At 61.4% G+C, this 21,540-nt stretch carries 21 protein-coding genes; 4 read left to right on the top strand and 17 right to left on the bottom strand.

From position 1 onward, the window contains the following. On the top strand, positions 1-93 hold a 93-nt coding region (locus G7025_RS21240; protein ID WP_181076956.1), incomplete at its 5' end, for an IS3 family transposase. Positions 94-606: 513 nt separating this feature from the next. Here the strand turns inward: G7025_RS21240 and G7025_RS21235 are convergent. The 12 genes from G7025_RS21235 to G7025_RS21180 all read right to left on the bottom strand — a co-directional run bounded on the left by G7025_RS21235 (position 607) and on the right by G7025_RS21180 (position 12,373). Next, positions 607-1,236, bottom strand: coding sequence for a class I SAM-dependent methyltransferase (locus G7025_RS21235; protein ID WP_181081054.1), 630 nt, complete (start codon positions 1,234-1,236; stop codon positions 607-609). Between the two features lie 39 nt (positions 1,237-1,275). Then, positions 1,276-1,920 carry a methionine ABC transporter permease gene (locus G7025_RS21230; protein WP_181081053.1) on the bottom strand — a complete coding sequence of 215 codons (645 nt, stop codon included), beginning with the start codon at positions 1,918-1,920 and terminating at the stop codon, positions 1,276-1,278. Next, positions 1,910-3,025: a methionine ABC transporter ATP-binding protein gene (locus G7025_RS21225; RefSeq protein WP_181081052.1), complete on the bottom strand. Its 1,116-nt coding sequence runs from the start codon at positions 3,023-3,025 to the stop codon at positions 1,910-1,912. Before G7025_RS21225 ends, G7025_RS21230 begins: the two co-directional genes overlap by 11 nt. A gap of 2 nt (positions 3,026-3,027) precedes the next feature. After that, positions 3,028-3,837, bottom strand: coding sequence for a MetQ/NlpA family ABC transporter substrate-binding protein (locus tag G7025_RS21220; RefSeq protein WP_181081051.1), 810 nt, complete (start codon positions 3,835-3,837; stop codon positions 3,028-3,030). A gap of 55 nt (positions 3,838-3,892) precedes the next feature. Continuing rightward, positions 3,893-5,245 carry an LLM class flavin-dependent oxidoreductase gene (locus tag G7025_RS21215; protein WP_181081050.1) on the bottom strand — a complete coding sequence of 451 codons (1,353 nt, stop codon included), beginning with the start codon at positions 5,243-5,245 and terminating at the stop codon, positions 3,893-3,895. Then, the gene (locus G7025_RS21210; protein WP_181081049.1) at positions 5,245-6,438 is read right to left on the bottom strand and encodes an SfnB family sulfur acquisition oxidoreductase; all 1,194 of its coding nucleotides are present in this window, start codon (positions 6,436-6,438) and stop codon (positions 5,245-5,247) included. Before G7025_RS21210 ends, G7025_RS21215 begins: the two co-directional genes overlap by 1 nt. 24 nt (positions 6,439-6,462) lie before the next feature. Next, a complete protein-coding gene (locus tag G7025_RS21205) occupies positions 6,463-7,704 on the bottom strand; it encodes an SfnB family sulfur acquisition oxidoreductase (protein WP_181081048.1) in 1,242 nt (413 codons plus the stop codon). Between the two features lie 185 nt (positions 7,705-7,889). Then, complete coding sequence (locus tag G7025_RS21200) at positions 7,890-8,651, bottom strand: hypothetical protein (protein ID WP_181081047.1); 762 nt, start codon at positions 8,649-8,651, stop codon at positions 7,890-7,892. Between the two features lie 315 nt (positions 8,652-8,966). Continuing rightward, positions 8,967-9,713 carry an L-cystine ABC transporter ATP-binding protein TcyN gene (gene tcyN, locus G7025_RS21195; protein ID WP_181081046.1) on the bottom strand — a complete coding sequence of 249 codons (747 nt, stop codon included), beginning with the start codon at positions 9,711-9,713 and terminating at the stop codon, positions 8,967-8,969. A 3-nt stretch (positions 9,714-9,716) separates the two neighbouring features. Next, positions 9,717-10,382, bottom strand: coding sequence for a cystine ABC transporter permease (gene tcyL, locus G7025_RS21190; RefSeq protein ID WP_181081045.1), 666 nt, complete (start codon positions 10,380-10,382; stop codon positions 9,717-9,719). Further along, positions 10,382-11,176 (bottom strand): cystine ABC transporter substrate-binding protein, encoded by a 795-nt coding sequence (gene tcyJ, locus G7025_RS21185; RefSeq protein WP_181081044.1) that lies wholly within the window; start codon positions 11,174-11,176, stop codon positions 10,382-10,384. Before tcyJ ends, tcyL begins: the two co-directional genes overlap by 1 nt. 201 nt (positions 11,177-11,377) lie before the next feature. Continuing rightward, positions 11,378-12,373 carry a D-cysteine desulfhydrase gene (locus tag G7025_RS21180; RefSeq protein ID WP_181081043.1) on the bottom strand — a complete coding sequence of 332 codons (996 nt, stop codon included), beginning with the start codon at positions 12,371-12,373 and terminating at the stop codon, positions 11,378-11,380. A 166-nt stretch (positions 12,374-12,539) separates the two neighbouring features. Here G7025_RS21180 and epsC point away from each other — a divergent pair, with 166 nt between their 5' ends. The 3 genes from epsC to mgrA all read left to right on the top strand — a co-directional run bounded on the left by epsC (position 12,540) and on the right by mgrA (position 17,007). After that, on the top strand, positions 12,540-13,466 hold the full coding sequence (gene epsC, locus G7025_RS21175) for a serine O-acetyltransferase EpsC (protein WP_181081042.1): 927 nt from the start codon (positions 12,540-12,542) through the stop codon (positions 13,464-13,466). Positions 13,467-13,835: 369 nt separating this feature from the next. Then, positions 13,836-15,797, top strand: coding sequence for a choline transporter BetT (gene betT, locus G7025_RS21170; protein WP_181081058.1), 1,962 nt, complete (start codon positions 13,836-13,838; stop codon positions 15,795-15,797). Between the two features lie 172 nt (positions 15,798-15,969). Continuing rightward, positions 15,970-17,007 carry an L-glyceraldehyde 3-phosphate reductase gene (gene mgrA, locus G7025_RS21165; protein WP_181081041.1) on the top strand — a complete coding sequence of 346 codons (1,038 nt, stop codon included), beginning with the start codon at positions 15,970-15,972 and terminating at the stop codon, positions 17,005-17,007. A 62-nt stretch (positions 17,008-17,069) separates the two neighbouring features. Here mgrA and G7025_RS21160 read toward each other — a convergent pair whose 3' ends face one another. From G7025_RS21160 to tauB, 5 genes are all read right to left on the bottom strand, one after another. Beyond that, positions 17,070-18,272, bottom strand: a complete 1,203-nt coding sequence (locus tag G7025_RS21160; RefSeq protein WP_181081040.1) for a helix-turn-helix domain-containing protein — start codon at positions 18,270-18,272, stop codon at positions 17,070-17,072. A gap of 3 nt (positions 18,273-18,275) precedes the next feature. Then, positions 18,276-18,953, bottom strand: coding sequence for a hypothetical protein (locus G7025_RS21155; RefSeq protein ID WP_181081039.1), 678 nt, complete (start codon positions 18,951-18,953; stop codon positions 18,276-18,278). Between the two features lie 110 nt (positions 18,954-19,063). Further along, positions 19,064-19,900 carry a taurine dioxygenase gene (gene tauD, locus G7025_RS21150; RefSeq protein ID WP_181081038.1) on the bottom strand — a complete coding sequence of 279 codons (837 nt, stop codon included), beginning with the start codon at positions 19,898-19,900 and terminating at the stop codon, positions 19,064-19,066. 12 nt (positions 19,901-19,912) lie between these two features. Further along, entirely contained in the window at positions 19,913-20,749 is an 837-nt protein-coding gene (gene tauC, locus G7025_RS21145; RefSeq protein ID WP_181081037.1) for a taurine ABC transporter permease TauC, read from the bottom strand. Then, on the bottom strand, positions 20,746-21,525 hold the full coding sequence (tauB, locus tag G7025_RS21140) for a taurine ABC transporter ATP-binding subunit (RefSeq protein WP_181081036.1): 780 nt from the start codon (positions 21,523-21,525) through the stop codon (positions 20,746-20,748). Before tauB ends, tauC begins: the two co-directional genes overlap by 4 nt. Positions 21,526-21,540 lie beyond the last annotated feature (15 nt).

The following is a 21,540-nucleotide window of genomic DNA, read 5'->3' as shown; positions in this document are numbered from 1 at the left end:
GAGTACATCCAGTATTACAATCACTCGCGTATCAGACTGAAGCTAAACGGCCTGAGTCCTGTTGAATACAGAATTCAGGCCGCTCAGGCATAGATAGAAAATCGTCCAACTTTGTGGGGTCAGTTCACTCTGCGTGGGAATGCCTCTTGGGACGCTCCGCGTCCCGCCAGGCGCCGCAGGTTTCGGCTACTGCAGGTGACGCGGAGCGTCACGGGCTGCATTCCCACGCGGGAGCGTGGGAACGATCTTGATGCCGGGTTGAATGGCGCGCGCTGATCGTTCCCACGCTCTGCGTGGGAATGCCTCTTGGGACGCTCCGCGTCCCGCCAGGCGCTGCAGGTTTTAGCTATTGCGCACAGGTGACGCGGAGCGTCACGGCTGCATTCCCACGCGGGAGCGTGGGAACGATCTTGATGCCGGGTTGAATGGCGCGCGCTGATCGTTCCCACGCTCTGCGTGGGAATGCTGCTTGGGGCGCTCCGCGTCCCGCCAGGCGCCGCAGGTTTTGGTCACTGTGCACAGGTGACGCGGAGCGTCACGGGCTGCATTCCCGGAGGCTCCATCTGATCCACCGCTATCGGAGCATGCCCCCTTATTGCCAGGCTGCTATTCAGGCCTGCGCCATACGCTGGCCAACCAAGGCTGTTGCTCACGGGGCAGCCCCGCCGGGCGGTAGTAATGTTCCAGCTCCACAAACCCTGCACTGGTCAGCAACGTCTGCCACGCCTCCAGGTCGTGATACGACCCGTAGCGCGGTCCATTCCAGCCTTCCTGGTTGTCACCGCGCGGGTTGGAGCTGAACAGCACGCCACCCGGTTTCAGCGCGGCATGCAGCTGCTTGAGTACCCGGGGCAATTCCTGTTTGGGGATATGAAACAGCACCGCATTGGCGAAGATGCCGTCGAAGCGCGCGACGGGCAGTTGCAGCTTGAGGAAGTCTTGTTCCAGCACTTCGCAGCCGCTGTCCTCGCGTGCCATCTGCGCGAAACGTTCGGAGCCGTCGAGCCCTACGGCGATGTGGCCCAGGCGCGTAAACGTTTGTAGATCACGACCCGGCCCGCAGCCGAAATCCAACACGGTAAACGGCGGCGTGCCCTGGATATGCCGCAGCAAGGCGTCGATGTTCTGGCTCACGTCGTGGTCGCGGGTGCCTTCGCGAAAGTCCTCGGCCACTGTGTTGTAGTGGCCCAGGGTGGTGGAAGTGATCTGGTCGAGGTCGTCGGGTTTGAGCGTCATGGCGAGCGATACCGGGCACTGAAAGGTCCCGACTATACCTCACCGCTTGTTCAACACCCGTGCCAGGCGATCGCCGCCCACCTGAATCACCGCCACCAGCACCACCAGCAGCACGATCACCGTGAGCATGATCTGCGTGTCGAAACGCTGGTAGCCGTAGCGGTACGCGATGTCGCCCAGCCCGCCGGCACCGATTGCGCCGGCCATCGCCGAGGAATTGATCATGGTTACCAGAGTGATGGTGAAACCGCCGACGATCCCCGGCAATGCTTCAGGCAACAGCACATGCCAGATGATGTGCCGGCGCCGGCAGCCCATGGCCTGGGCGGCTTCGATCAGGCCGTGGTCGACTTCGCGCAGGCTCACCTCGGCGATCCGTGCAAAAAACGGCGTGGCGGCGATGGTCAGCGGCACCACCGCCGCCCATACGCCGTAGGTGGTGCCGACGATCAGCCGGGTAAACGGGATCAGCGCCACCATCAGGATCAGGAACGGAATCGAGCGGAACAGATTGACGAACGCCCCGAGCGCCCGGTTCAACGCGGGTGCCTGGTAGATGCCGCCCTTGTCGCTGGTCACCAGGAACACCGCCAGCGGAATCCCCACCAGCAAGGCGATCAGCGAGGACACGCCGACCATCAACAGCGTGTCGAGGGCGCCCTGCACTAAACGATCAAGCCACATAACCCAATACCTCCACCTGTTGTGCAAAGCGCCCGGCGCGCTGGCGCAAGGCATCGGCGCCGTGGTCCGAGCCACTCACCGCCAGCAGCAGTTGCCCCAGGGCGTGGCCCTGAATGCGTTCCACGCCGCCATGCAGCAAGCGCACACGGCCGCCCAGTGCGCTGAACAGCGCGGCCAGGTCCGGTTCGTCGGTGGCACTGCCGGTAAATTGCACGCGCAGCACCACGGCCGCCTCGGCTAAGGTCGGCAGGTCCCGCAGACGCGCTTGCAGCTCCGGCGGCAAGCCTTGCTGCAGGGGCGCCAACAGGGTTTTGCTGACCTCGTGCTGCGGATCGCCGAACACCTGCCACACCGGGCCTTGCTCGACGATGCGTCCGTGTTCCAGCACCACCACGCGGTCACAGATCTCGCGAATCACCGCCATCTCGTGGGTGATCAGCACGATGGTCAGGCCCAGGCGTCGGTTGATCTCGCGCAGCAGGCCAAGGATCGACTGGGTGGTTTCCGGGTCGAGGGCCGAGGTGGCCTCGTCGCACAGCAGGATCTGCGGGTCATGCACCAGCGCGCGGGCGATGCCCACCCGTTGTTTCTGCCCGCCGGAGAGCTGCGCGGGGTAGGCCTGGTGTTTGTCGTTCAGCCCCACCAGTTCGAGCAATTCGCGCACCTTCTGCTCGCGCTGCAGCTTCGGTACACCGGCCACCTTGAGCGGCAGCTCGACGTTTTGCCACACGGTCTTGGCCGACATCAGGTTGAAATGCTGAAAGATCATGCCGATGCGCCGCCGCAGCGCCACCAGGTGGTCTTCGTCGAAGTCGCCGATGTCCACCTGATCAATCAGCACGCGCCCGCTGCTGGGCTGTTCCAGGCGATTGATGGTGCGGATCAGCGACGACTTACCGGCGCCGCTGCGGCCGATGATGCCGAACACTTCGCCGCGCTGGATCGCCAGGTCGATGCCTTGCAGCGCATGCACCGCACCGTCGTAGGTCTTGCCCAGGTTGATGAAGCGCACATGGGCGCGGTTCAGGTCCGGATGCAATTCGGTGTGCTCGGCGTCCCTGGGCGGCACCGCGAGGTCGCGCCATTGAGCGTGGGCGGCGGTCATACTCAGCCCTCCCAACCGACTTGGTAGAGCTTGCCGAGGGATTTATCCAGCGCGGCGCGCACCACCGGCGAATGCTGGTAGATATCGACGAACTTGATCACCCGTGGGTCGGTTTTGCTCTTGGGCTGGACCACGAACTGAATCACGTATTCGGGGTGGTCGAGGCCGTCGAACAGCAGGGCCGACTCGGCATCGAAGGTTTTCGACAAGCGAATATAGGCCGGGTAGCCCTGCACCAGGTCCGCATCGTCATAGGCGCGCACCAACTGCACGGCTTCCACTTGCAGGATCTTGATGTTTTTCGGGTTGGCGACGATGTCTTCTTCAGTGGCCTTGTAGCCCACGCCCGGCTTGAGGGTGATCAGCCCGGCTTTGGCCAGCAATTGCAAACCGCGGCCGCTGTTGATCGGGTCATTGGCGATCGCGACGCTGGCGCCTTGTGGCAGGTCGTTGAAGCTTTTGTACTTTTTCGAATACAGCCCGACGTTGTTGATGATCCCCGGTGCGTACGGCACCAGGTCAAACCCGGCGGCGGCCTTGGCGTTTTCCAGGAACGGGATGTGCTGGAAGTAATTTACGTCGATATCGCCGGCCGCCAGGCTCACATTGGGCGCGATCCAGTCGGTGAACTCCACCAGCTCAACCTTCAAGCCTTGCTTGCCGGCTTCGGCCACGGCGGCTTCCAGCGGAATCGCGAAGGCTGCGGTGGTGCCGACTTTCAGCGGCGCCTCGGCGGCGAACAGCGTCGAACTGAACAGCCCGAAGGCCAGGGCCAGTGCTTTGACTGGGTGGGAGAGCAGTATTTTTTTCATGGTCGATTTCCAGTCATAAGGTATTTGTACAAACGTGCAGATCCACAATTTTTGTTCAGTGGCGGTAGGTGGAACCGGTGTGGTGTTCGGGTAGACGGGCGCTGCCTTGGAAGACTTTTTCTCTTAACGTTCCTTGCTCATATTCAGTCTTGTACGACCCGCGCCGCTGCAGTTCCGGCACCACCAGATCGATGAAATCGACGTAGCTTTCCGGGGTCACGATGCGTGTGAGGTTGAAGCCATCCAGGCCGGTTTCGCTGATCCACGATTCCAGCTCGTCAGCCACCTGTTGGGGCGAGCCGACCAGGGTGATGTAACGCCCGCCGAGCGCGTGCTGGTCCAGTAACTTGCGCCGGGTCCAGTCGTTGTTTTGCAGGGTTTTGGTGGCCGATTGAATGGCGTTGCTCTTCACGTACTGGATCGGTTCGTCCAGTTCGTAGCGGGAAAAGTCGATGCCGGTGGAGGCCGAAAAGTGCGCCACGCCCGCTTCCGCGCTGGCGTAGCTCAGGTACTCGGCGTGTTTCTCCCAGGCCAGGGCCTCGGTGGCGTCGACGATCACATTGATACCCATGAACACCTTGATGTCCTCGGGGTTGCGTCCGGCCTTGAGCGCGCTGGCGCGCACTTTGTCGACCTGCACCTTGGTCGCGGCTTTGTTCTGCCCGCTGATGAACACGCATTCGGCATGTTGCCCCGCGAACGCCAGGCCGCGCTCGGAACTGCCGGCCTGGAACAGCACCGGCGTGCGCTGCGGCGACGGTTCGCACAGGTGGTAACCCTCCACCTGGTAGAACTCGCCGTGGTGCTCGACCTTGTGCACCTTGCCCGGCTGCGCGTAGACGCGTTGCTGCGGGTCGTTGAGCACCGCGTCGTCCTCCCAGCTGCCTTCCCACAGCTTGTAGAGCACCTGCAGGTACTCATCGGCCTGGTCGTAGCGACGGTCATGCTCAACTTGTTCAGTGAGGCCCATGGCCTTGGCGGCGCTGTCCAGGTAGCCGGTGACGATGTTCCAGCCCACCCGGCCATTGCTCAGGTGATCGAGGGTGGACATGCGCCGGGCGAACAGATACGGCGGCTCGTAAGTGAGGTTGGCGGTCAGGCCGAAACCCAGGTGGCGGGTGACCGCCGCCATCGCCGAGACCAGCAGCAGCGGGTCGTTGACCGGCAGTTGAATCGACTCCTTGAGCGGCACATCGACCGATTGCTGGTAGACGTCGTACACGCCGACGATATCGGCGATGAACAACCCATCGAACAACCCGCGTTCCAGGGTCTGCGCGAGATCGGTCCAGTAGGAGAGGGTTTTGTACTGGGTCGAGGTGTCCCGAGGATGGGTCCACAGGCCGTGGTTGATGTGCCCGATGCAGTTCATGTTGAAGGCATTGAGCAGGATTTTCTTTTTGCTCATCAGATCGTCCCCCGCAGTGGCGGGTTGGCGTCGTTGAGGTAGTAATTGCCGACCGCGTGATACTTCCAGCGCACCGGGTCGTGCAGGGTGTGCACCCTGGCGTTGCGCCAGTGGCGGTCCAGGCCATGTTCGGCCAGGGTCGCCTGGCTGCCCGCCAGCTCGAACAAGGTGCTGCCGGCGGCGAGGGAAATCTCGGTGCTCAAGGCGCGCACTTCGGCCACCGCAATCGAGGCGGCCGCGACGTGTTCGGCGTTGCTGTCGGCCTGGGCGCGGTCGAGGTATTCGCCGGCGCGCTCCAACAGAGCTTCGGTGGCATGCAGACGCACGCTCAAGTGGCCGAAGCTTTTCAGGGTCAGCGTGTCTTCGCTGGCCTTGTCGCTGGTGGCGTCGATCCACGGGCGGGTCTTGGTGCGCACAAAGTGCAGCGCATCTTCAAAAGCGGCGCGGGCGATGCCGGTGTCGATGGCGGCGTGCAGGATCTGCGCCAGCGGGCCCACGGTGGTCGGGCGCTCGAAGGCGCTCTGGAACGGCACCACGTCCTGCGCCGCGACCCACACGTTATCGAACACCACCGAGCCACTGCCCGTGGTGCGCTGGCCGAAACCGCTCCAGTCGTCGATCACATTCAGGCCCTGGCTGTCGCGGGGCACAAAGGCCAGTTGCTGCACGCCGTGCTCGTCCACCACCGAGGTGGGAATGCGTTGAGCGTAGAGCGCGCCGGTGGCATAGAACTTGCGCCCATTGATGCGAAAACCGTCGCCGTCGCGGGTCAGGGAGGTCACGCGGTCGTGGGCTGTTTTAGTCCCCAGTTCGGCCAGCGCATTGCCGAAACGCTGGCCGGCGAGTACCTCGGCGTAGAGACGTTGTTGCTGGGCGGCGCTGCCATTTACGCGCAGCACTTGCAGGGCATAGAAATGGTTTTGCGGAATCTGTCCCAGGGACGCATCGGCCTGGGCGATCAGCGCGATGACCTTGGCCAGGGTCACGTTGGACACGTCGGCACCGCCGTAGGCTTTGGGCACACTGATGCCCCACAGCCCGGAGCGCGAAAACGCGTCCAGCTCGGGCCACGGCAGACGGCGTTCGCGGTCGCGCTGGGCGCTGTCGCGGCGAAGGTCCTCGGCCAGGTCACTGGCTACAACAAGGGCCTGTTCGTCGCTGGTGATCACCGCGACGTTGGTAGAGAAAGGCATAGAGGTCTCCAGACGTCTGGTCGGTTAAATCCAGGAGTGCCGAGCGGGCAGGGTGCCGTTGAGGCGATAAGCGCCGACCGCGTGATACTTCCAGCGCACCGGGTCATGCAGGGTGTGCACGCGGGCGTTACGCCAGTGGCGGTCGAGGTTGAATTCGGCGAGGGTGGCGCGGCTGCCGGCCAGTTCGAAGAGCTTTTCGCTGACCAGCAGCGACACTTCGGTGGTCAGCACCTTGGCCTCGGCCACGGCAATCGACGCACGTGCCGCCGACTGCGCGGTGATCGGCGCGGCGCTGACCTGGTCGAGCACCTGGCCGGCCTTGCGCAGCAAGGCTTCGGCGGCGTGCAGCTCGATTTTCAGTTTGCCGATATCGGCAATCACGTAGGGGTCATCGCTGGCGCGTTCGACCTTGGCGTCGATCCACGGGCGCGAGCGCTCACGCACGAAAGCGATGGTGTCTTCCAACGCGCCGCGTGCAATACCGGCGTCGATGGCGGCCTGGATCAATTGCGAGACTGCCCCCTGGACGTTCGGGCTCTGGCCGAGGCGCCAGTTGTCCACCACCAGGTCGGCGTCCACAGGGACTTGATCGAGCAACACCGTGCCGCTGGCGGTAGTGCGTTGGCCGAAGCCGGACCAGTCATCCACAATGCGCAGCCCTTCGCTGCCACGGCGCACAAACGCCATGACTTGCTTGCCGTCGTCGTTGAGCGCCTTGATCGCGACCCAATGGGCAAACAGCGCGCCGGTGGAGTAGAACTTCTGGCCGCTGACGACATAGCCGTCGCCTTGGGCGGTGAGGCGTGCCTTGAGCTCCAGGGTATTTCTGGTGCCGCGTTCCGGGCCGCCGTTGCCGATGCGCCAGCCGTCGAGCACGCTCTGGAACAATTGCTTTTTCTGACGCTCAGTGGCCGTGTTCTGCAGCAGGTGCAGGATGCCGAAATGGTTCTGCGGGATCTGCCCGAGCGCCGGGTCGGCCGCGCTGATGATCGCGAACACCTCGGCCAGGGTCACAAAGGACACCTGCGGGCCGCCGTACTCGCGGGGAATGGAAATGCTGCCCAGCCCGCTGCGGGTGAACTGCTCGATCTGCGCCCAGGGCAGTTTGCGTTGCTGGTCGCGCGTGGCGGCCTGCAGGCGCGCGGCCTGGGCCAACTCGCGGGCGGCGTCGAGCGCTTCTGCGTCGTTGCGCAGCACCACGGCCGGCAACAACAGAGGCGCGACATCCGGATGAGTGACAGGGGGTGTAAGAGCCAAGTTAGACATCAGCGCCGCTCCTTGGCTGCACGCAATGCCCTGGCGTTGCGCACCGGGGTAATTCTGACCATACCGACCTCGCATTCAATGAAATAAAAACAGAAATTCAGAGATGTCCGGTGGTCCGGTGTATATACCCTAAGCTTGTTAAATATTTAAATAAACTAACTTTTAGGAATATACATAGAAGGCATTCACCCCGGTTCGCAGGGGGAGCCTAGCGGCCTTGGGCGATAGGGTGTGGCGGCCCGGGTCGGGCGTGACGGCGCCGACGCGGCGATGCGCAGCGTGCGCGCGGGCGCCCAGCGCGAATTGTTGCCGACGCGGTCCAGCACGCAATACGTCACCTCGAGCCGACAGTCGTCGCCGGCCTCGGCGATCACCGTGGCCGGCACCCACACGTGCACGGCCCGGCCAATGTCGCGTGCCGGTATTTTGGGCAAGTCCATGCGCACGTCGCCCCAGCGCAGGGTGATGGCGTCGCCTGCGGTCATGTTCAGGTACGGCTCGATGGTCAGGGGCACGCCACGGTGCACCTGACGGCTGTTGACGCCGTAGCGTCGGATGGTCTCGGGCAGGCCGACCGGGGCCAGGTTCTGGTTCTCGTCGCTGTATAACGCGGCGGGCTGGCCGCCTGGGGCGTTGGTTTTGACGCGCACCTGCGTCACGGCCGAGCGCGCCGGGCCGTGGCCGATCTGCATAACCTGGTAATACACCTGCGCCAGGCCGTCCTGCACGAAACTTTCCGGTACCCGCAGGTGTGTGGGCGCGCCGACCTTGCAGGCGGTGATTCGCCTTGAGGCGGCAAAGCAGCTGTTCCAGAACAATTCGATCAGGTCACCTTCGTCCATGCCGAGGTACGGCGCGATGGCAACCTGCAACTGAGTGGCCGCCCGTGCATTGATGCCATACCGGTTGGCCTGGGGCAGCGTTGGGGCGGTGAGCGTGGAAGTCATAAGTCATCTCCTTGATGCAGCCAGCAGCAATCGTTCCGGCCCCTTGGCGCGGGTGCGCGGCAGGGCTGAAAGGCACGATTCAATAAATAGCCGGGATAGGATCCAATCCTCTGGGGCCTAGATAAGAGGGTTGGCCAAGGAGCGTCAATGGCGGCAAAAGGCTAAACCGCGGGTTTTAGAATATTCAGAAGGGTCTGACTGCGGAGGGTGTTTTCGGTGGCATCAACCGCAGCGTTTTACACGGCTTGACGAGGCGTTCCTGTAGGAACAGCGGGCTGTGGCGAGGGCGCTGGGCCCTCGCCACAAGAGGCAGGATCAGTGAGCGAGAAACTTGCTCAGGAACTGCCGCGTGCGTTCTTCCTTGGGGTTGGCGAACAGCGCCTTGGCTTCGCCTTGCTCCACGATCACGCCCTTATCGAAAAAGATCACGCGGTTGGCCACATCCCGGGCAAAGCTCATTTCGTGGGTGACGATGACCATGGTGCGCTTTTCTTCGGCCAGGCTGCGGATGGTCGCCAGCACTTCGCCGACCAGCTCCGGGTCCAGCGCCGAGGTGGGTTCGTCGAACAGGATTATCTCCGGCTCCATGGCCAGCGCACGGGCAATTGCCACGCGCTGTTGCTGGCCGCCGGACAGGCGCCGTGGGTAGGCGTCTTCCTTGCCCGCCAACCCGACCCGGGCCAGCAACCTGCGGCCCAGCGCCACCGCGGCATCGTGAGGCATTTTCTTGACCACGGTAGGGCCTTCGATCACGTTTTCCAGCGCGGTGCGGTGCGGGAACAGGTTGAAGCTCTGGAACACAAAGCCCACATGCTGGCGCAGACGACGTACCAGACTTTGTTGCTGGTTGATCGGCCGGCTGCCGTCGATCTCGATATCGCCCACCTTGATGCGCCCGCTGGTGGGAGTTTCCAGAAAGTTGAGGCAACGCAGGAAGGTGGTCTTGCCGGAACCGCTGGGGCCGATGATAGCGATGACTTCGCCTTCCTTGACCTCCAGGTCGATGCCGGCGAGCACCACCTGACCGTTGAATTGTTTGGTCAGTTTTTCAACCACGATCATGCTTCAGGACTCCAGGTCATGCCGGTTGACCCGGGCTTCCAGGCGGTTTTGAAAATGCGCCAGGATGCTGGCCAGGATCCAGTAGATCAGCGCAGCGGAAAGATACATGGTGAAGATTTCGAAGGTGCGCGCCGATACCAGTTGCGCCTGGCGAAACAGCTCGGGCACCTGAATGGTAGCGGCCAGCGCCGTGTCCTTGACCAGCGAAATAAAGCTGTTGCCCAACGGTGGCAGTGCCGTGCGCATGGCCTGCGGCAGGATGGCCCGACGCAGGGTCTGCGCGCGGGTCATGCCGATACTGGCCGCGGCTTCCCACTGGCCGCGCTCGATGGAGCCGATGGCGGCACGCAGGATTTCACAGGCGTAGGCAGCCATGTTCAGCGAGAAGCCGATCATGGCCGCCGGGATCGGATCCAGCTCGATGCCCACTTGCGGCAAGCCGTAGTAGATCAGGAACAGCTGCACCAGCAACGGCGTACCGCGAAAAAACGACACGTAGACCCGGGCAATCCCTCGTACCGCAAAGAAGCGCGACAGGCGCATCAAGGCCAGGCCAAAGCCCAGCAGCAGGCCGAAGAACATGCCGCCCAGGCTCAGGATTACCGTGTAATACGCGCCCTTGAGCAGAAAGGGCGCGGAGTCGAGTGCGAGTTGGAAGCCTGCTTCCATTATTGAGTGACGTCAGCGTTGAAGTACTTCTCGGACAGCTTCTTCAAGGTGCCGTCGGCGCGCAGCTGGTCGAGGGCCTTGTTCACTGCCTCCAGCAGTTCAGGCTCGCCCTTGCGCAGGGCAATGCCGGACTCCTGGCGCGAGAATGCGTCGCCGGCAGCGGCGGTGTCCGGGGCTTTTTTGGCATATTCCAGCGCGGCGAGGCGGTCGATCAGGATCGCGTCAATGCGGCCGATACGCAGGTCCTGGAACTTGGTCGGGTCGTCGTTATAGGTCTTGATGATGGCTTTGGGTTGGTTGTCCTTGAGCCATTGTTCGTAGTTGGTGCCCAAGCCTACGCCGACTTTCTTGCCGGCCAGGTCGTCGGCGGTCTTGATGCTGTCCACATTCTTTGTCAGAACCAGCGCCTGGATCCCCGAAACGGTGTAGGGCTTGGAGAAATCGTACTTTTTCTTGCGCTCTTCAGAGATGGTGACCTGGTTGACCACCGCATCCAGGCGCTTGGATTCCAGGGCAGCGAGGATGCCATCCCACGGCGTGGCCTGCAGCTTGACCTTCACGCCCAGCTGCTTGGCCAGGGCTTCGGACAGTTCCACCTCGAAACCGCTGAGCTTGCCGCTTTCATCCTGGAAACTGAAGGGTGGGTAAGTACCTTCCAGGCCGATCTTGATCTCGCCGGCCTTCTTGATATTGGCCAATTGTTCGCCGGCTACGGCCTGGCCCAGCCAACCGGCACCGAGTGCCAGACCCAGCGTGCCAACCAGTAACGTGCGACGGAATGCGGAAATAGTCATGAAGAGCCCCTGTGTTTTTTATGGTGAGCGAAGCAGGTGACGCAGTAGGCGTATCCTGCCTTAAAGCGCGAAGCGCGTCTTCGCCTGCGGCGCGACTATAAAGCCGGTTTTTAAGACTTGAAAATAATATAAATGCAAATTCATATTCTTTTGTGGAATACCAACTGCTTCTAATGTGGGAGGGGGCAAGCCCCCTCCCACTCAGTTGAACACCGAGTCATAGGCAAACAGCGCCGGCGCGCCGCCGGTGTGCAGGAAGATAATCGGCCCGTCTTCAAAGCGCTGACGCCCGATACCGTCGAGCAAACCCGCCATGGCCTTGCCGGTGTAGACCGGGTCGAGCAACAGACCTTCCTGACTGGCCAATAGTTTGATCGCGGCCAATGTGCCTGCATTCGGCTCGCCGTAGCGCGGGGCGAAGTATTCATCCCACAGGATCACCTTGAACGCCTCGGGCAGGCCCACGCCCAGCAGCTCGGCGGTGCGTTCGGCCAGGCCTTGCACTTTGGGACGCTGGGCTTCGTCGGTGCGGGAGACGGTCACGCCGATTACCGGCAGCTGAGGCAATACTTCGCCCAAGGCCAGCGCCAGACCGCTGTGCGTACCGGCGCTGCCCGAGGCGAGCACTACGGCGGCGAAGTCGATGCCGCTGTCTTCAATCTGCGCGGCCAGCTCCAGCCCCGCGCGCACGTAGCCCAGCGCGCCCAACGCGTTGGAGCCACCGATGGGCACCAGGTATGGCTTCCTGCCGTTGCTGCGCAGGCGGTCGGCGAGGGCGTTGAGCTGCTCGTCGACATGATCGAGGTTTTCCACTAATTCCACCTTGGCGTCGAACAACTCCAGCAGCAGGCGATTGCCGTTGCCCAGGTAGTTCGGATCGTCGGTGCCGGTGGGGTTTTCCAACAGGGCGACGCAACCGAGGCCGAGCCTGGCGGCGAGGGCGGCGGTCTGGCGCACATGGTTGGACTGGATCGCGCCGGCCGTTACCAGAGTGTCAGCGCCCTGGGCGAGGGCATCGGCGGCCAGGTATTCGAGTTTGCGCAGCTTGTTGCCGCCCATGGCCAGCGGCGTGGTGTCGTCGCGCTTGACGTAGATGTCCCGGCCCAGCCACGCCGACAGCCGTTCGAGTTTTTCCAGGGCGGTGGCGCCGCCCAGCAGTTCCAGGCGATTAAAACGGTCGAGCTGTTGTTTGATCATGGTTAAACACGATGGCGAAGTAATGGGTCGACTATAGGCAGGCACTTTTGAACGGGCAACCGTCAATCGCTTATGCCTGATGGTTATGAGCATCACACCATTGGTTCTTAATGGAGGCCGGTGCCCATGCCGTAAAGTGATGGCCATTTCGTCAGGAGTGACAACCGTGAGTGAGCGTTCCAGCCATTGGCAATTGCAGACCATCGTCAGCCAACTGCGCGGTGCCCGCGACCAGTGGCGTACCCGCAATGGCCGCCTGAGCGGCGAGCATGGTGGGCGTGAGTTGCCGTCGCGTGAAGCGGTAGCGCAGATTCTTGAATCGTTGTGCGGCGCGCTGTTTCCGATGCGCCTCGGGCCGGCGGACCTGCGTGAAGAAAGTGAAGACTTCTACGTCGGCCATACCCTCGATGTGGCCCTCAATGCCCTGCTTGCCCAGGCGCGCCTGGAACTGCGCTACGCCGCGCGCCAGGGCGGCCAGGATGACAGTCAAATCGATGCCCATGCCATCCGCCTGATCCAGGGGTTCGCCCTGGCCTTGCCGGCCCTGCGCAGCCTGCTGGACACCGACGTACTGGCTGCCTACCACGGCGACCCGGCTGCGCGCAGTGTGGATGAAGTGCTGCTGTGCTACCCGGGGATCCTGGCGGTGATTCACCATCGCCTCGCGCACCATTTGTACCGCGCCGGTTTGCCGTTGCTGGCACGCATCAGCGCGGAAATCGCCCATTCGGCCACCGGTATCGATATCCACCCCGGCGCGCAGATCGGCCCGAGTTTCTTTATCGACCACGGTACGGGCGTGGTAATCGGCGAGACCGCGATCATCGGCGAACGCGTGCGTATCTACCAGGCGGTGACGCTGGGGGCCAAGCGTTTCCCGGCGGATGAAGATGGGCAGCTGCAAAAAGGCCACCCGCGCCACCCGATCGTCGAGGATGACGTCGTGATCTACGCCGGGGCGACGATCCTGGGGCGCATCACCATCGGCAAGGGCTCGACTATCGGCGGCAATGTGTGGCTGACCCGCAATGTGCCGGCGGGGACGAACATTACCCAGGCGAATCTGCAGCATGATGATGGGGCACAGAAGTAGAGCGCCTGCACCGGTCATCTGTGGGAGGAGGCTCACTACAAGCCGCCTGTCAGCAACAGATACACCGGCTGTCCCACCGTCATCGGGGGGGTTAGCCCTGACTGTATTCCACACCGGTGCCCTATTTCGGTCAGCCGTCGCTGAACGATTTCCCGTGCTCACCCGTCATACCGCTCAGCCCTGCGATTAGTCCCAAACCACCTATTCATGTTTAACTTGAACGTTCGTTCAAGTTAAACCGGTGGTTCGCTGCCCGCTCACAACAGGAGGCTTACCTTTGCTGAGTCTGTTTTTCCCAGCCACATTTCACATCCCAGGGGTGCATCGCTCATGAGTGCATCGTCTACCCCTTCCAGCGGCCTGGTGCGCATGAATGCGCCCGTTTTCTACTTTGCCGCGACCTTCATTCTGCTGTTCGGCATCACCGTTATCGCTATTCCGCAACAGGCCGGTGCCTGGCTGCTGGCGGCGCAAAACTGGGCGGCCAACACGGTCGGCTGGTACTACATGCTGGCGATGACCCTGTATCTGGTCTTCGTGGTGGTCACCGCGTTATCGGGCTACGGCAAGATAAAACTCGGTGCCGACCACGACGAGCCCGAATTCAGTTACTTGTCCTGGGCCGGCATGCTGTTCGCCGCCGGTATCAGCATCACGCTGTTTTTCTTCTGCGTGTCCGAGCCGCTGACGCACCTGGTGCAACCGCCCCAGGGCGCACCGATGAACGCCGACGCCGCGCGCCAGGCCATGCAGGTGCTGTTCCTGCATTGGGGCCTGCATGGCTGGGGCGTGTTCGCCTTCGTCGGCATGGCCCTGGCGTACTTCGCCTACCGGCATAACCTGCCGCTGGCGTTGCGTTCGGCGCTGTACCCGCTGATCGGCAAGCGCATCAACGGCCCCATCGGTTATGCGGTGGATGGCTTTGGCATCATCGCCACGGTGTTCGGCCTGGGCGCCGACATGGGTTTCGGCGTGTTGCATCTCAACTCCGGCCTGGACTACCTGTTCGGCATCGCCCACACCCAGTGGATCCAGGTTGGTTTGATCACCCTGATGATGGGCGCTGCGATCCTGGTGGCCATCGCCGGCGTGGACAAGGGCGTGCGGGTGATGTCCGACATCAACATGCTGCTGGCCTGTGCGTTGCTGCTGTTCGTGTTGTTTGCCGGCCCTACCCAGCACTTGCTCAACACCCTGATCCAGAACATCGGCGACTACCTCGGCGCCCTGCCGACCAAGAGTTTCGACGTCTACGCCTACAACAAGCCCAGCGACTGGCTGGGCGGTTGGACGGTGTTCTACTGGGCCTGGTGGATCGCATGGTCGCCGTTCGTGGGCTTGTTTATCGCGCGGATTTCCCGTGGCCGCACCATTCGTGAATTCGTGTTCGGTGTACTGCTGATCCCGCTGGGTTTCACCCTGGCGTGGATGTCGATCTTCGGTAACAGCGCCATCGACCAAGTGCTCAACCACGGCATGGCGGCGCTCGGTCAGTCGGCCATCGACAACCCATCGATGAGTCTCTACCTGCTGCTGGAAACCTATCCGTGGAGCAAGGCCGTGATCGCCGTCACGGTGTTTATCAGCTTTGTGTTCTTCGTCACCTCGGCCGATTCCGGCACCGTGGTGCTGTCGACGCTGTCGTCCAAGGGCGGCAACGCCGACGAAGATGGGCCGAAGTGGCTGCGGGTGTTCTGGGGCGCGATGACGGCACTGGTGACCAGTGCGTTGCTGTTCGCCGGCAGTATCGATTCGCTCAAGTCGGCGGTGGTGCTGACCTCGTTGCCGTTCTCGCTGATTCTGCTGCTGATGATGTGGGGGCTGCACAAGGCGTTCTACATGGAGTCGCAAAAGCAGATCGCCCAGTTGCATTCGCTGGCGCCGATCTCTGCGTCACGCAAGGGCCGTGGCGGTTGGCGTCAACGCTTGAGCCAGGCCGTGCATTTTCCGTCGCGTGATGAGGTGTACCGTTTCCTCGAATCGACCGTGCGCCCGGCCATCGAAGAAGTGACCGCGGTGTTTGTCGAGAAGGGCCTGAACGTCGTGACCCAACCGGACCCGGCCAACGACAGCGTCAGCCTGGAAATCGGCCACGGCGAGGAGCGTCCGTTTGTCTATCAGGTGCAGATGCGCGGGTACTTCACGCCGTCGTTTGCCCTGGGTGGCATGGGCAAGAAAGCGATCAACAACCGTCGCTATTACCGGGCCGAGGTGCACTTGAGCGAAGGCAGCCAGGACTACGACCTGGTGGGCTACACCAAGGAGCAGATCATCAACGACATCCTCGACCAGTACGAGCGTCACCTGCAGTTCCTGCACTTGGTGCGCTAGAGAAGAGGCTTGCGTCGCCTGACGCGTGCCGATCACGCCGCGTCAGGTTGTTCCTCTCGGGTAGGATTTTGCTGTAAAACGGAAAAGGCGAAGTTAAGCGATTCAGCTGCTCAAAGGTCTGGGAATAGCCTTATTCCCAGACCTTATTAGCCCTACTCCAAGAGAGGATTCGATGACTTATATTGCTGCCGAAAACCGCTATGAAACGCTTCCGTATCGCCGTGTAGGCCGCAGTGGCCTGGTGCTCCCGGCACTGTCCCTGGGGCTGTGGCACAACTTTGGCGACAGCACCCCGATCGACACCCAGCGCGCCTTGCTGCGTACCGCATTCGACCTGGGCATCAACCACTTTGACCTGGCCAACAACTACGGCCCGCCCTACGGCAGCGCCGAGATCAATTTCGGCCGTCTGCTGCGCGAAGACTTCAAGCATTACCGTGACGAACTGATCATCTCCAGCAAAGCCGGCTGGGACATGTGGCCCGGCCCCTATGGCCAGGGCGGCGGTTCGCGCAAATACGTACTGGCCAGCCTCGACCAGAGCCTGCAACGCCTGGGCGTGGATTACGTGGACATCTTCTACTCCCACCGCTTCGACGCCGACACGCCGCTGGAAGAAACCGCCAGCGCGCTGGCCACCGCCGTGCAACAGGGCAAGGCGCTGTATATCGGCATTTCGTCCTACTCCGGGGTCAAAACCCGCGAGATGGCCGCGTTGCTCAAAGAGTGGAAAGTACCGCTGTTGATCCACCAACCGGCCTACAACCTGCTCAACCGCTGGGTGGAAAAAGACCTGCTGGACACGACCGAAGAACTCGGCGCCGGGGTAATCGCCTTCACGCCGCTGGCTCAGGGTTTGCTCACTGACAAGTACCTCAACGGCGTACCCGCCGACGCACGGGTCAACCGCCCAGGTGGCGGTTCGTTGCAGGCCAGGCACCTGTCGGAAAGCAACATTGCCCACGTGCGTGCGCTGAACGAAATTGCCCAGCGCCGTGGCCAGAGCCTGGCACAAATGGCGTTGGCCTGGACCCTGCGCGATCCACGGGTGACCAGTGCGCTGATCGGCGCGAGCCGTCCGGAGCAGATCATCGAAAACGTCGGTGCGTTGAAGAACCTGAGCTTCAGCGCGGAAGAACTGGCGCAGATCGATCGGTTTGCACAGGAAGGCGGGATTAACTTGTGGGAAAAGCCATCTACGGCTGAGTAACAGTGAAAGCTAGCCCTCCGGTTTAACCGGGGGCTTGCCAATAGGAAAGGCGGCTGACGCCACTACGTTTTGTTCGGGAACCCGAGTATTTCGGCAGCTCCGCTGAAAAAATTTTCTCGCGCCGCTCGCTTTCTCAATCGCATATCTATCACCTGTGATTTGTCGGGGAAGTTGAAATAACCCTCGTCCAAACAACAGAGATTTTCCACGATATGTAGCGGTAGCCCGAGCAGCTGCCTCACCTGAGAGCGCGTGAGCACGTTATTTTCAACAAGCATTTTGACTCCCTGGGCGATCAACTGGGGCTTTTCGAAGTCAAAATCGCTGTCCATTGGCTCTCCCTTTACCCATCCTCGGGCAGATCTAGCCTTCCATAGTCTGGTAGTGGTGGTGTCGTTGATGATTTCCAGATCTAAACAACGCTTCACCATGGCGGCTACTGAGACTTTCCAGCGTGGTTTCAGCGCTAGCAACGTATCGAGTGTCGGCCAGCGAACTTCTCGCAGAAAGCTCTCCGGAGGCAGCAAGAAAGCGCTCGCAAATCGATGAGCTTGAGTTTCAAGAAGTGAATAATTGGCGTTGTACTGCTCTTTAGATATGTACCTGTGTAGAACGATATGTCCGAGCTCATGGGCGGCATCAAAGCGATTTCTGATCCCATTTGCCTTATCGGCGACAAGTAAAACATATGGACGTTGATCCAACTCACACCAGTTCGAAACGCCATCCATTTTCAGGTGACCGAGTGTGGTCCGAGCACAGACAACACCCGCATTCTCCATTACTTGAACAACATTACAGATCGGAGCTGTCCCTAGCCCCCAGGCTTGGCGACATTTACTGGCCATCTGTTCGATTTCTTCTTCAGAAATCAGCTCGCAATTGCGCTCTTCTAAATGCGGTACGTTGACCTCAATGAATTCAAGATTTTCTTGCAGTTTGTACGAGATTTCTTGAAGCCACCCCAAGCGTACTTCCGCGATTTCCCGTGCGCTCGTCGTAGTACTGACCTGTGATCGAAAGAAAAATGGAGTGTTCTGGCTAGTTCTGAACTGTTCCTCAAGTAACCAGTTTTCGCTGACTCCGAAAATTTCGCATAGGCGCTGGAAGGCGTCGATTTCTGGGACCTGAAGCCCATTTTCCCATTTTGAAACGTTGCCAGAGGCGCGCCCCACCATCTCGGCAAGGGTGGTTTGTGTCATCCCAAACGCAAAGCGCAACTGCTTGAGGCGCTCTGACTGAAAGCCCGCGACTCCCGTTCTCATGGTCTACCTCTTGGCTTTTTGCTCGTCATCAGCTTGGTCTTCGGTTTCTTCGGCGCGGCGCATCTTATCCCGCAATTTCACCAACTCAACGGGTTTCCGCTGAACCGCTTCATTTTCAGAGTAGCTTTGAAGCAAATCTTCAAATGTGCAATTCATGTGAAAGCCCTTACCGTTGAAGTACGGTACCGCCATCATGATTGCGCGTGGCTCTGATTGATCCTCTGAGCGTGCGGGAGGCGCATGGACTACGACAAGTGCATGAATCAACTGTTCGGCTACCGTATGTCTGAGGCCATCGATCCAGTCCATTTGGGTGTCTGCAAGGGATTCATTTAACGTTTTGAGTTCGCTTCGGTGCTTTGCATCGCGAATTTCTTTCTGCCAAGGAAGCACCACCGCCGTGATTCTCAGGGAGCCGAGCTCAAGCAACACATAACTGTGCCCTCTCGGGTCTGTTGACTTGTTGATCGGATTCCAACGCTTCATTCCAGCCAGGGCCTCCTGGACTAGCGAATGCCGTAAGTGTCCTCGCAAATCTTCATGGGGGGTATGAATCAGCAGCTCTTGCGTTTCTTTCAAGGCTTTTTGGAAGGTTTGAGGAAGTAAAACTCCAAGCTCTTCGAAAAACTCTTTATTTACCTGCGCGCGGATGAAACCTTGGATTTCTTGTTTTGTGACCATTTAATCACCACTCACTATTCGGTAAGCGGATTTTTACTCCATATCTATTCGTTATGGAAGCGTAGTACTGGTTTTTTATCCAGCCACTGATCGCTTTCTATACGTAGGCTTCAGAACGGCACGTCCCCGAGGATCGTCGCCCGGTGCATCACGCGCCGCTGCGGCCGGTAATCGTCCACTGCGTAGTGCTGGGTGACGCGATTGTCCCAGAACGCCACGTCGTTCTCCTGCCAGCGCCAGCGGAGGGTGAACTCCGGCCGTGTGGCGTGGGCAAACAGCAGCTTGAGGATTGCTTCGCTCTCTGCCGGTTCAAGTTCATTGATCCGAGTGGTGAACCCTTCATTGACAAACAGCGACTTACGCCCGCTGACCGGATGCGTACGCACGACCGGGTGCGACAGCGGCGGGTTTTTCCTGCGGGCTGCTTCCCAGCGCGCCAGGTCTTCGGCGCTGTTGCCGAAGCGTTCCAGCGGGAAGGACTGGATGAAATCGTGGGTCGCGGTGAGGCCGTTCAGCAGCATTTTCAGCGGTTCCGACAACGCTTCATAAGCTGCAATGCCGCTGGCCCATAATGTGTCGCCGCCAAATGCCGGCAGCAGCTTGGCACTGAGTACGGCGCCGAGCGCCGGAGTGGGCAGGAAGGTCACGTCGGTGTGCCACACGGCGTTGTCGCGTACGTCAGTGACGGCGGTGTCGAGCACCAGCACTTCGGGCTGTTCCGGCACGTTGGGGTAGATCGGGTGAATGTGCAGGTCGCCGAAATTCGCCGCGAATCGCGCTTGTTGTGCAGGGGTGATCGGCTGGTCTCGAAAGAACAGCACCGAGTGAGTGAGCAATGCCTGCTCGATGGCGTCGCGCTGTTCAGGGCTCAACGGCCGGGTGATGTCGACACCACTGATCTGGGCGCCCAGGGCGGTGCTCAAGGGGGTTACGGTGAGGTTGCTCATGGTTCTCATCACTCAATGTGCCTGGCCATGCCAGGGCACCCATTTACGCTGCAGGGCACGCAGGCCCATTTCCATGGCGAAGGCGATCAGGGCGATTACCAGAATCCCCAGCACCACCACATCGGTGACCAGGAACTGCGCCGCCGACTGCACCATGAACCCCAGGCCACTGGTGGCCGCGATCAGTTCAGCGGCGACCAGCGTCGACCAACCCACGCCCAGGCCGATGCGCACCCCGGTGAGGATGTCGGGCAGGGCGCTGGGCAGGATCACGTGGCGAATCAGCTGGGCACGGCTCGCGCCCAACGATTGCGCGGCGCGCAGCTTGGCCGGGTCGACGGTGCGCACGCCGGTCGCGGTGGCGATGGCGATCGGTGCAAAAATCGCCAGGTAGATCAGCAGCACCTTGGAAAGCTCGCCAATGCCGCACCAGATTACGATTAACGGCAGATAAGCCAGGGGCGGGATCGGCCGATAGAATTCGATCACCGGATCGAGGATGCCCCGGGCGATGCGGTTGGCGCCGATGGCGATGCCTACGGGCACGGCGGTCAGCACCGCGAAACCCAGCCCCAGCCCGATGCGCCCCAGGCTTGCGGCCAGATGCTGCCACAACGTTGAGTCCATGTAGCCGCTGGTTGCCAGCAACCACCCTTTTTGCAGCACGGCGGATGGCGGCGGCAGAAACAGCGGCTCAATCATGCCGCTGGCGGTGACGGCCCACCAGGCGGCCAGCAAGACGAACAGGGTCAATACACTGATCCAGCGCGTACTCAGGCTACGACGCAGCGGGATAACCCTGTGTGGCGCCGGCTGGCTGGTGGTGACAGGGAGTTCATAGCTGCTCATACGGATACCTGCCGTTGGGAGAACACCTTGCCCAGTACGTGTTCGCGGGTTTCGATAAAGCGTGGATCGGACTTGATCGCCCGCGCCGATTCACCGGCGGCGTAGCGTTGGCCGAAGTCCAGGTGCAAGCGTTCGACGATGTGGCCGGGATTGGGCGCCAGCAGGATCAGGTCAGTGGCGAGGAACACCGCCTCTTCGATGTCATGGGTAATCAGGAACACCGGCTTGGCCGTGCGCCGCCAGACTTGCAGCAGCAATTCCTGCATTTGTTCGCGCGTGAAGGCATCCAGCGCGCCGAACGGCTCGTCCATCAGCAGTACGCGCGGGTCGGCCGCCAACGCGCGGGCGAGGCCGACGCGTTGCTTCTGCCCACCGGAGAGCTGCCAGATGCGGCGATTATCGAAACCGGCCAGGTCCACCAATGCCAGCATTTCCCGTGCGCGCACTTCGCGTTGCGCCTTGGCCACGCCGGCCAGCTCGAGGCCGAAGCCGACGTTGGCCAGCACGTCCTGCCAGGGCAACAAGGCGTCGTCCTGGAACACCACGCCGCGTTCGGCGCTTGGGCCCTTGACCACTGCGCCGTCCAGAGTGATGCGGCCAGCGCTGGGTTCGACGAAACCGGCAATCAGGTTTAACAGCGAAGTCTTGCCGCTGCCGGACGGGCCGAGAGCCACCAGCAATTGCCGGGGGCCGAGCTCAAGTGAAATATCCGCCAGCACCGGTGTTGGGGCGCCTGGGTACTGTGCGCTGATGCGCTCCAGTTGTAGCAAGGCCATCGATGAACTCCCGGG

The organism is Pseudomonas lurida, from assembly GCF_013522705.1.
Taxonomy (GTDB): Bacteria; Pseudomonadota; Gammaproteobacteria; order Pseudomonadales; family Pseudomonadaceae; genus Aquipseudomonas; species Aquipseudomonas quebecensis.
Note: the sequence above shows the minus strand (reverse complement) of the source record. Positions and strands in the feature narration are given on the sequence as shown.

Bases quoted from the DNA above. Each gene is read 5' to 3' on its own strand.
- G7025_RS21235 (WP_181081054.1), bottom strand. From the start codon at position 1,236: ATGACGCTCAAACCCGACGACCTCGACCAGATCACTTCCACCACCCTG.
- G7025_RS21230 (WP_181081053.1), bottom strand. From the start codon at position 1,920: ATGTGGCTTGATCGTTTAGTGCAGGGCGCCCTCGACACGCTGTTGATG.
- G7025_RS21225 (WP_181081052.1), bottom strand. From the start codon at position 3,025: ATGACCGCCGCCCACGCTCAATGGCGCGACCTCGCGGTGCCGCCCAGG.
- G7025_RS21220 (WP_181081051.1), bottom strand. From the start codon at position 3,837: ATGAAAAAAATACTGCTCTCCCACCCAGTCAAAGCACTGGCCCTGGCC.
- G7025_RS21215 (WP_181081050.1), bottom strand. From the start codon at position 5,245: ATGAGCAAAAAGAAAATCCTGCTCAATGCCTTCAACATGAACTGCATC.
- G7025_RS21210 (WP_181081049.1), bottom strand. From the start codon at position 6,438: ATGCCTTTCTCTACCAACGTCGCGGTGATCACCAGCGACGAACAGGCC.
- G7025_RS21205 (WP_181081048.1), bottom strand. From the start codon at position 7,704: ATGTCTAACTTGGCTCTTACACCCCCTGTCACTCATCCGGATGTCGCG.
- G7025_RS21200 (WP_181081047.1), bottom strand. From the start codon at position 8,651: ATGACTTCCACGCTCACCGCCCCAACGCTGCCCCAGGCCAACCGGTAT.
- tcyN (WP_181081046.1), bottom strand. From the start codon at position 9,713: ATGATCGTGGTTGAAAAACTGACCAAACAATTCAACGGTCAGGTGGTG.
- tcyL (WP_181081045.1), bottom strand. From the start codon at position 10,382: ATGGAAGCAGGCTTCCAACTCGCACTCGACTCCGCGCCCTTTCTGCTC.
- tcyJ (WP_181081044.1), bottom strand. From the start codon at position 11,176: ATGACTATTTCCGCATTCCGTCGCACGTTACTGGTTGGCACGCTGGGT.
- G7025_RS21180 (WP_181081043.1), bottom strand. From the start codon at position 12,373: ATGATCAAACAACAGCTCGACCGTTTTAATCGCCTGGAACTGCTGGGC.
- betT (WP_181081058.1), top strand. From the start codon at position 13,836: ATGAATGCGCCCGTTTTCTACTTTGCCGCGACCTTCATTCTGCTGTTC.
- mgrA (WP_181081041.1), top strand. From the start codon at position 15,970: ATGACTTATATTGCTGCCGAAAACCGCTATGAAACGCTTCCGTATCGC.
- G7025_RS21160 (WP_181081040.1), bottom strand. From the start codon at position 18,272: ATGAGAACGGGAGTCGCGGGCTTTCAGTCAGAGCGCCTCAAGCAGTTG.
- G7025_RS21155 (WP_181081039.1), bottom strand. From the start codon at position 18,953: ATGGTCACAAAACAAGAAATCCAAGGTTTCATCCGCGCGCAGGTAAAT.
- tauD (WP_181081038.1), bottom strand. From the start codon at position 19,900: ATGAGCAACCTCACCGTAACCCCCTTGAGCACCGCCCTGGGCGCCCAG.
- tauC (WP_181081037.1), bottom strand. From the start codon at position 20,749: ATGAGCAGCTATGAACTCCCTGTCACCACCAGCCAGCCGGCGCCACAC.
- tauB (WP_181081036.1), bottom strand. From the start codon at position 21,525: ATGGCCTTGCTACAACTGGAGCGCATCAGCGCACAGTACCCAGGCGCC.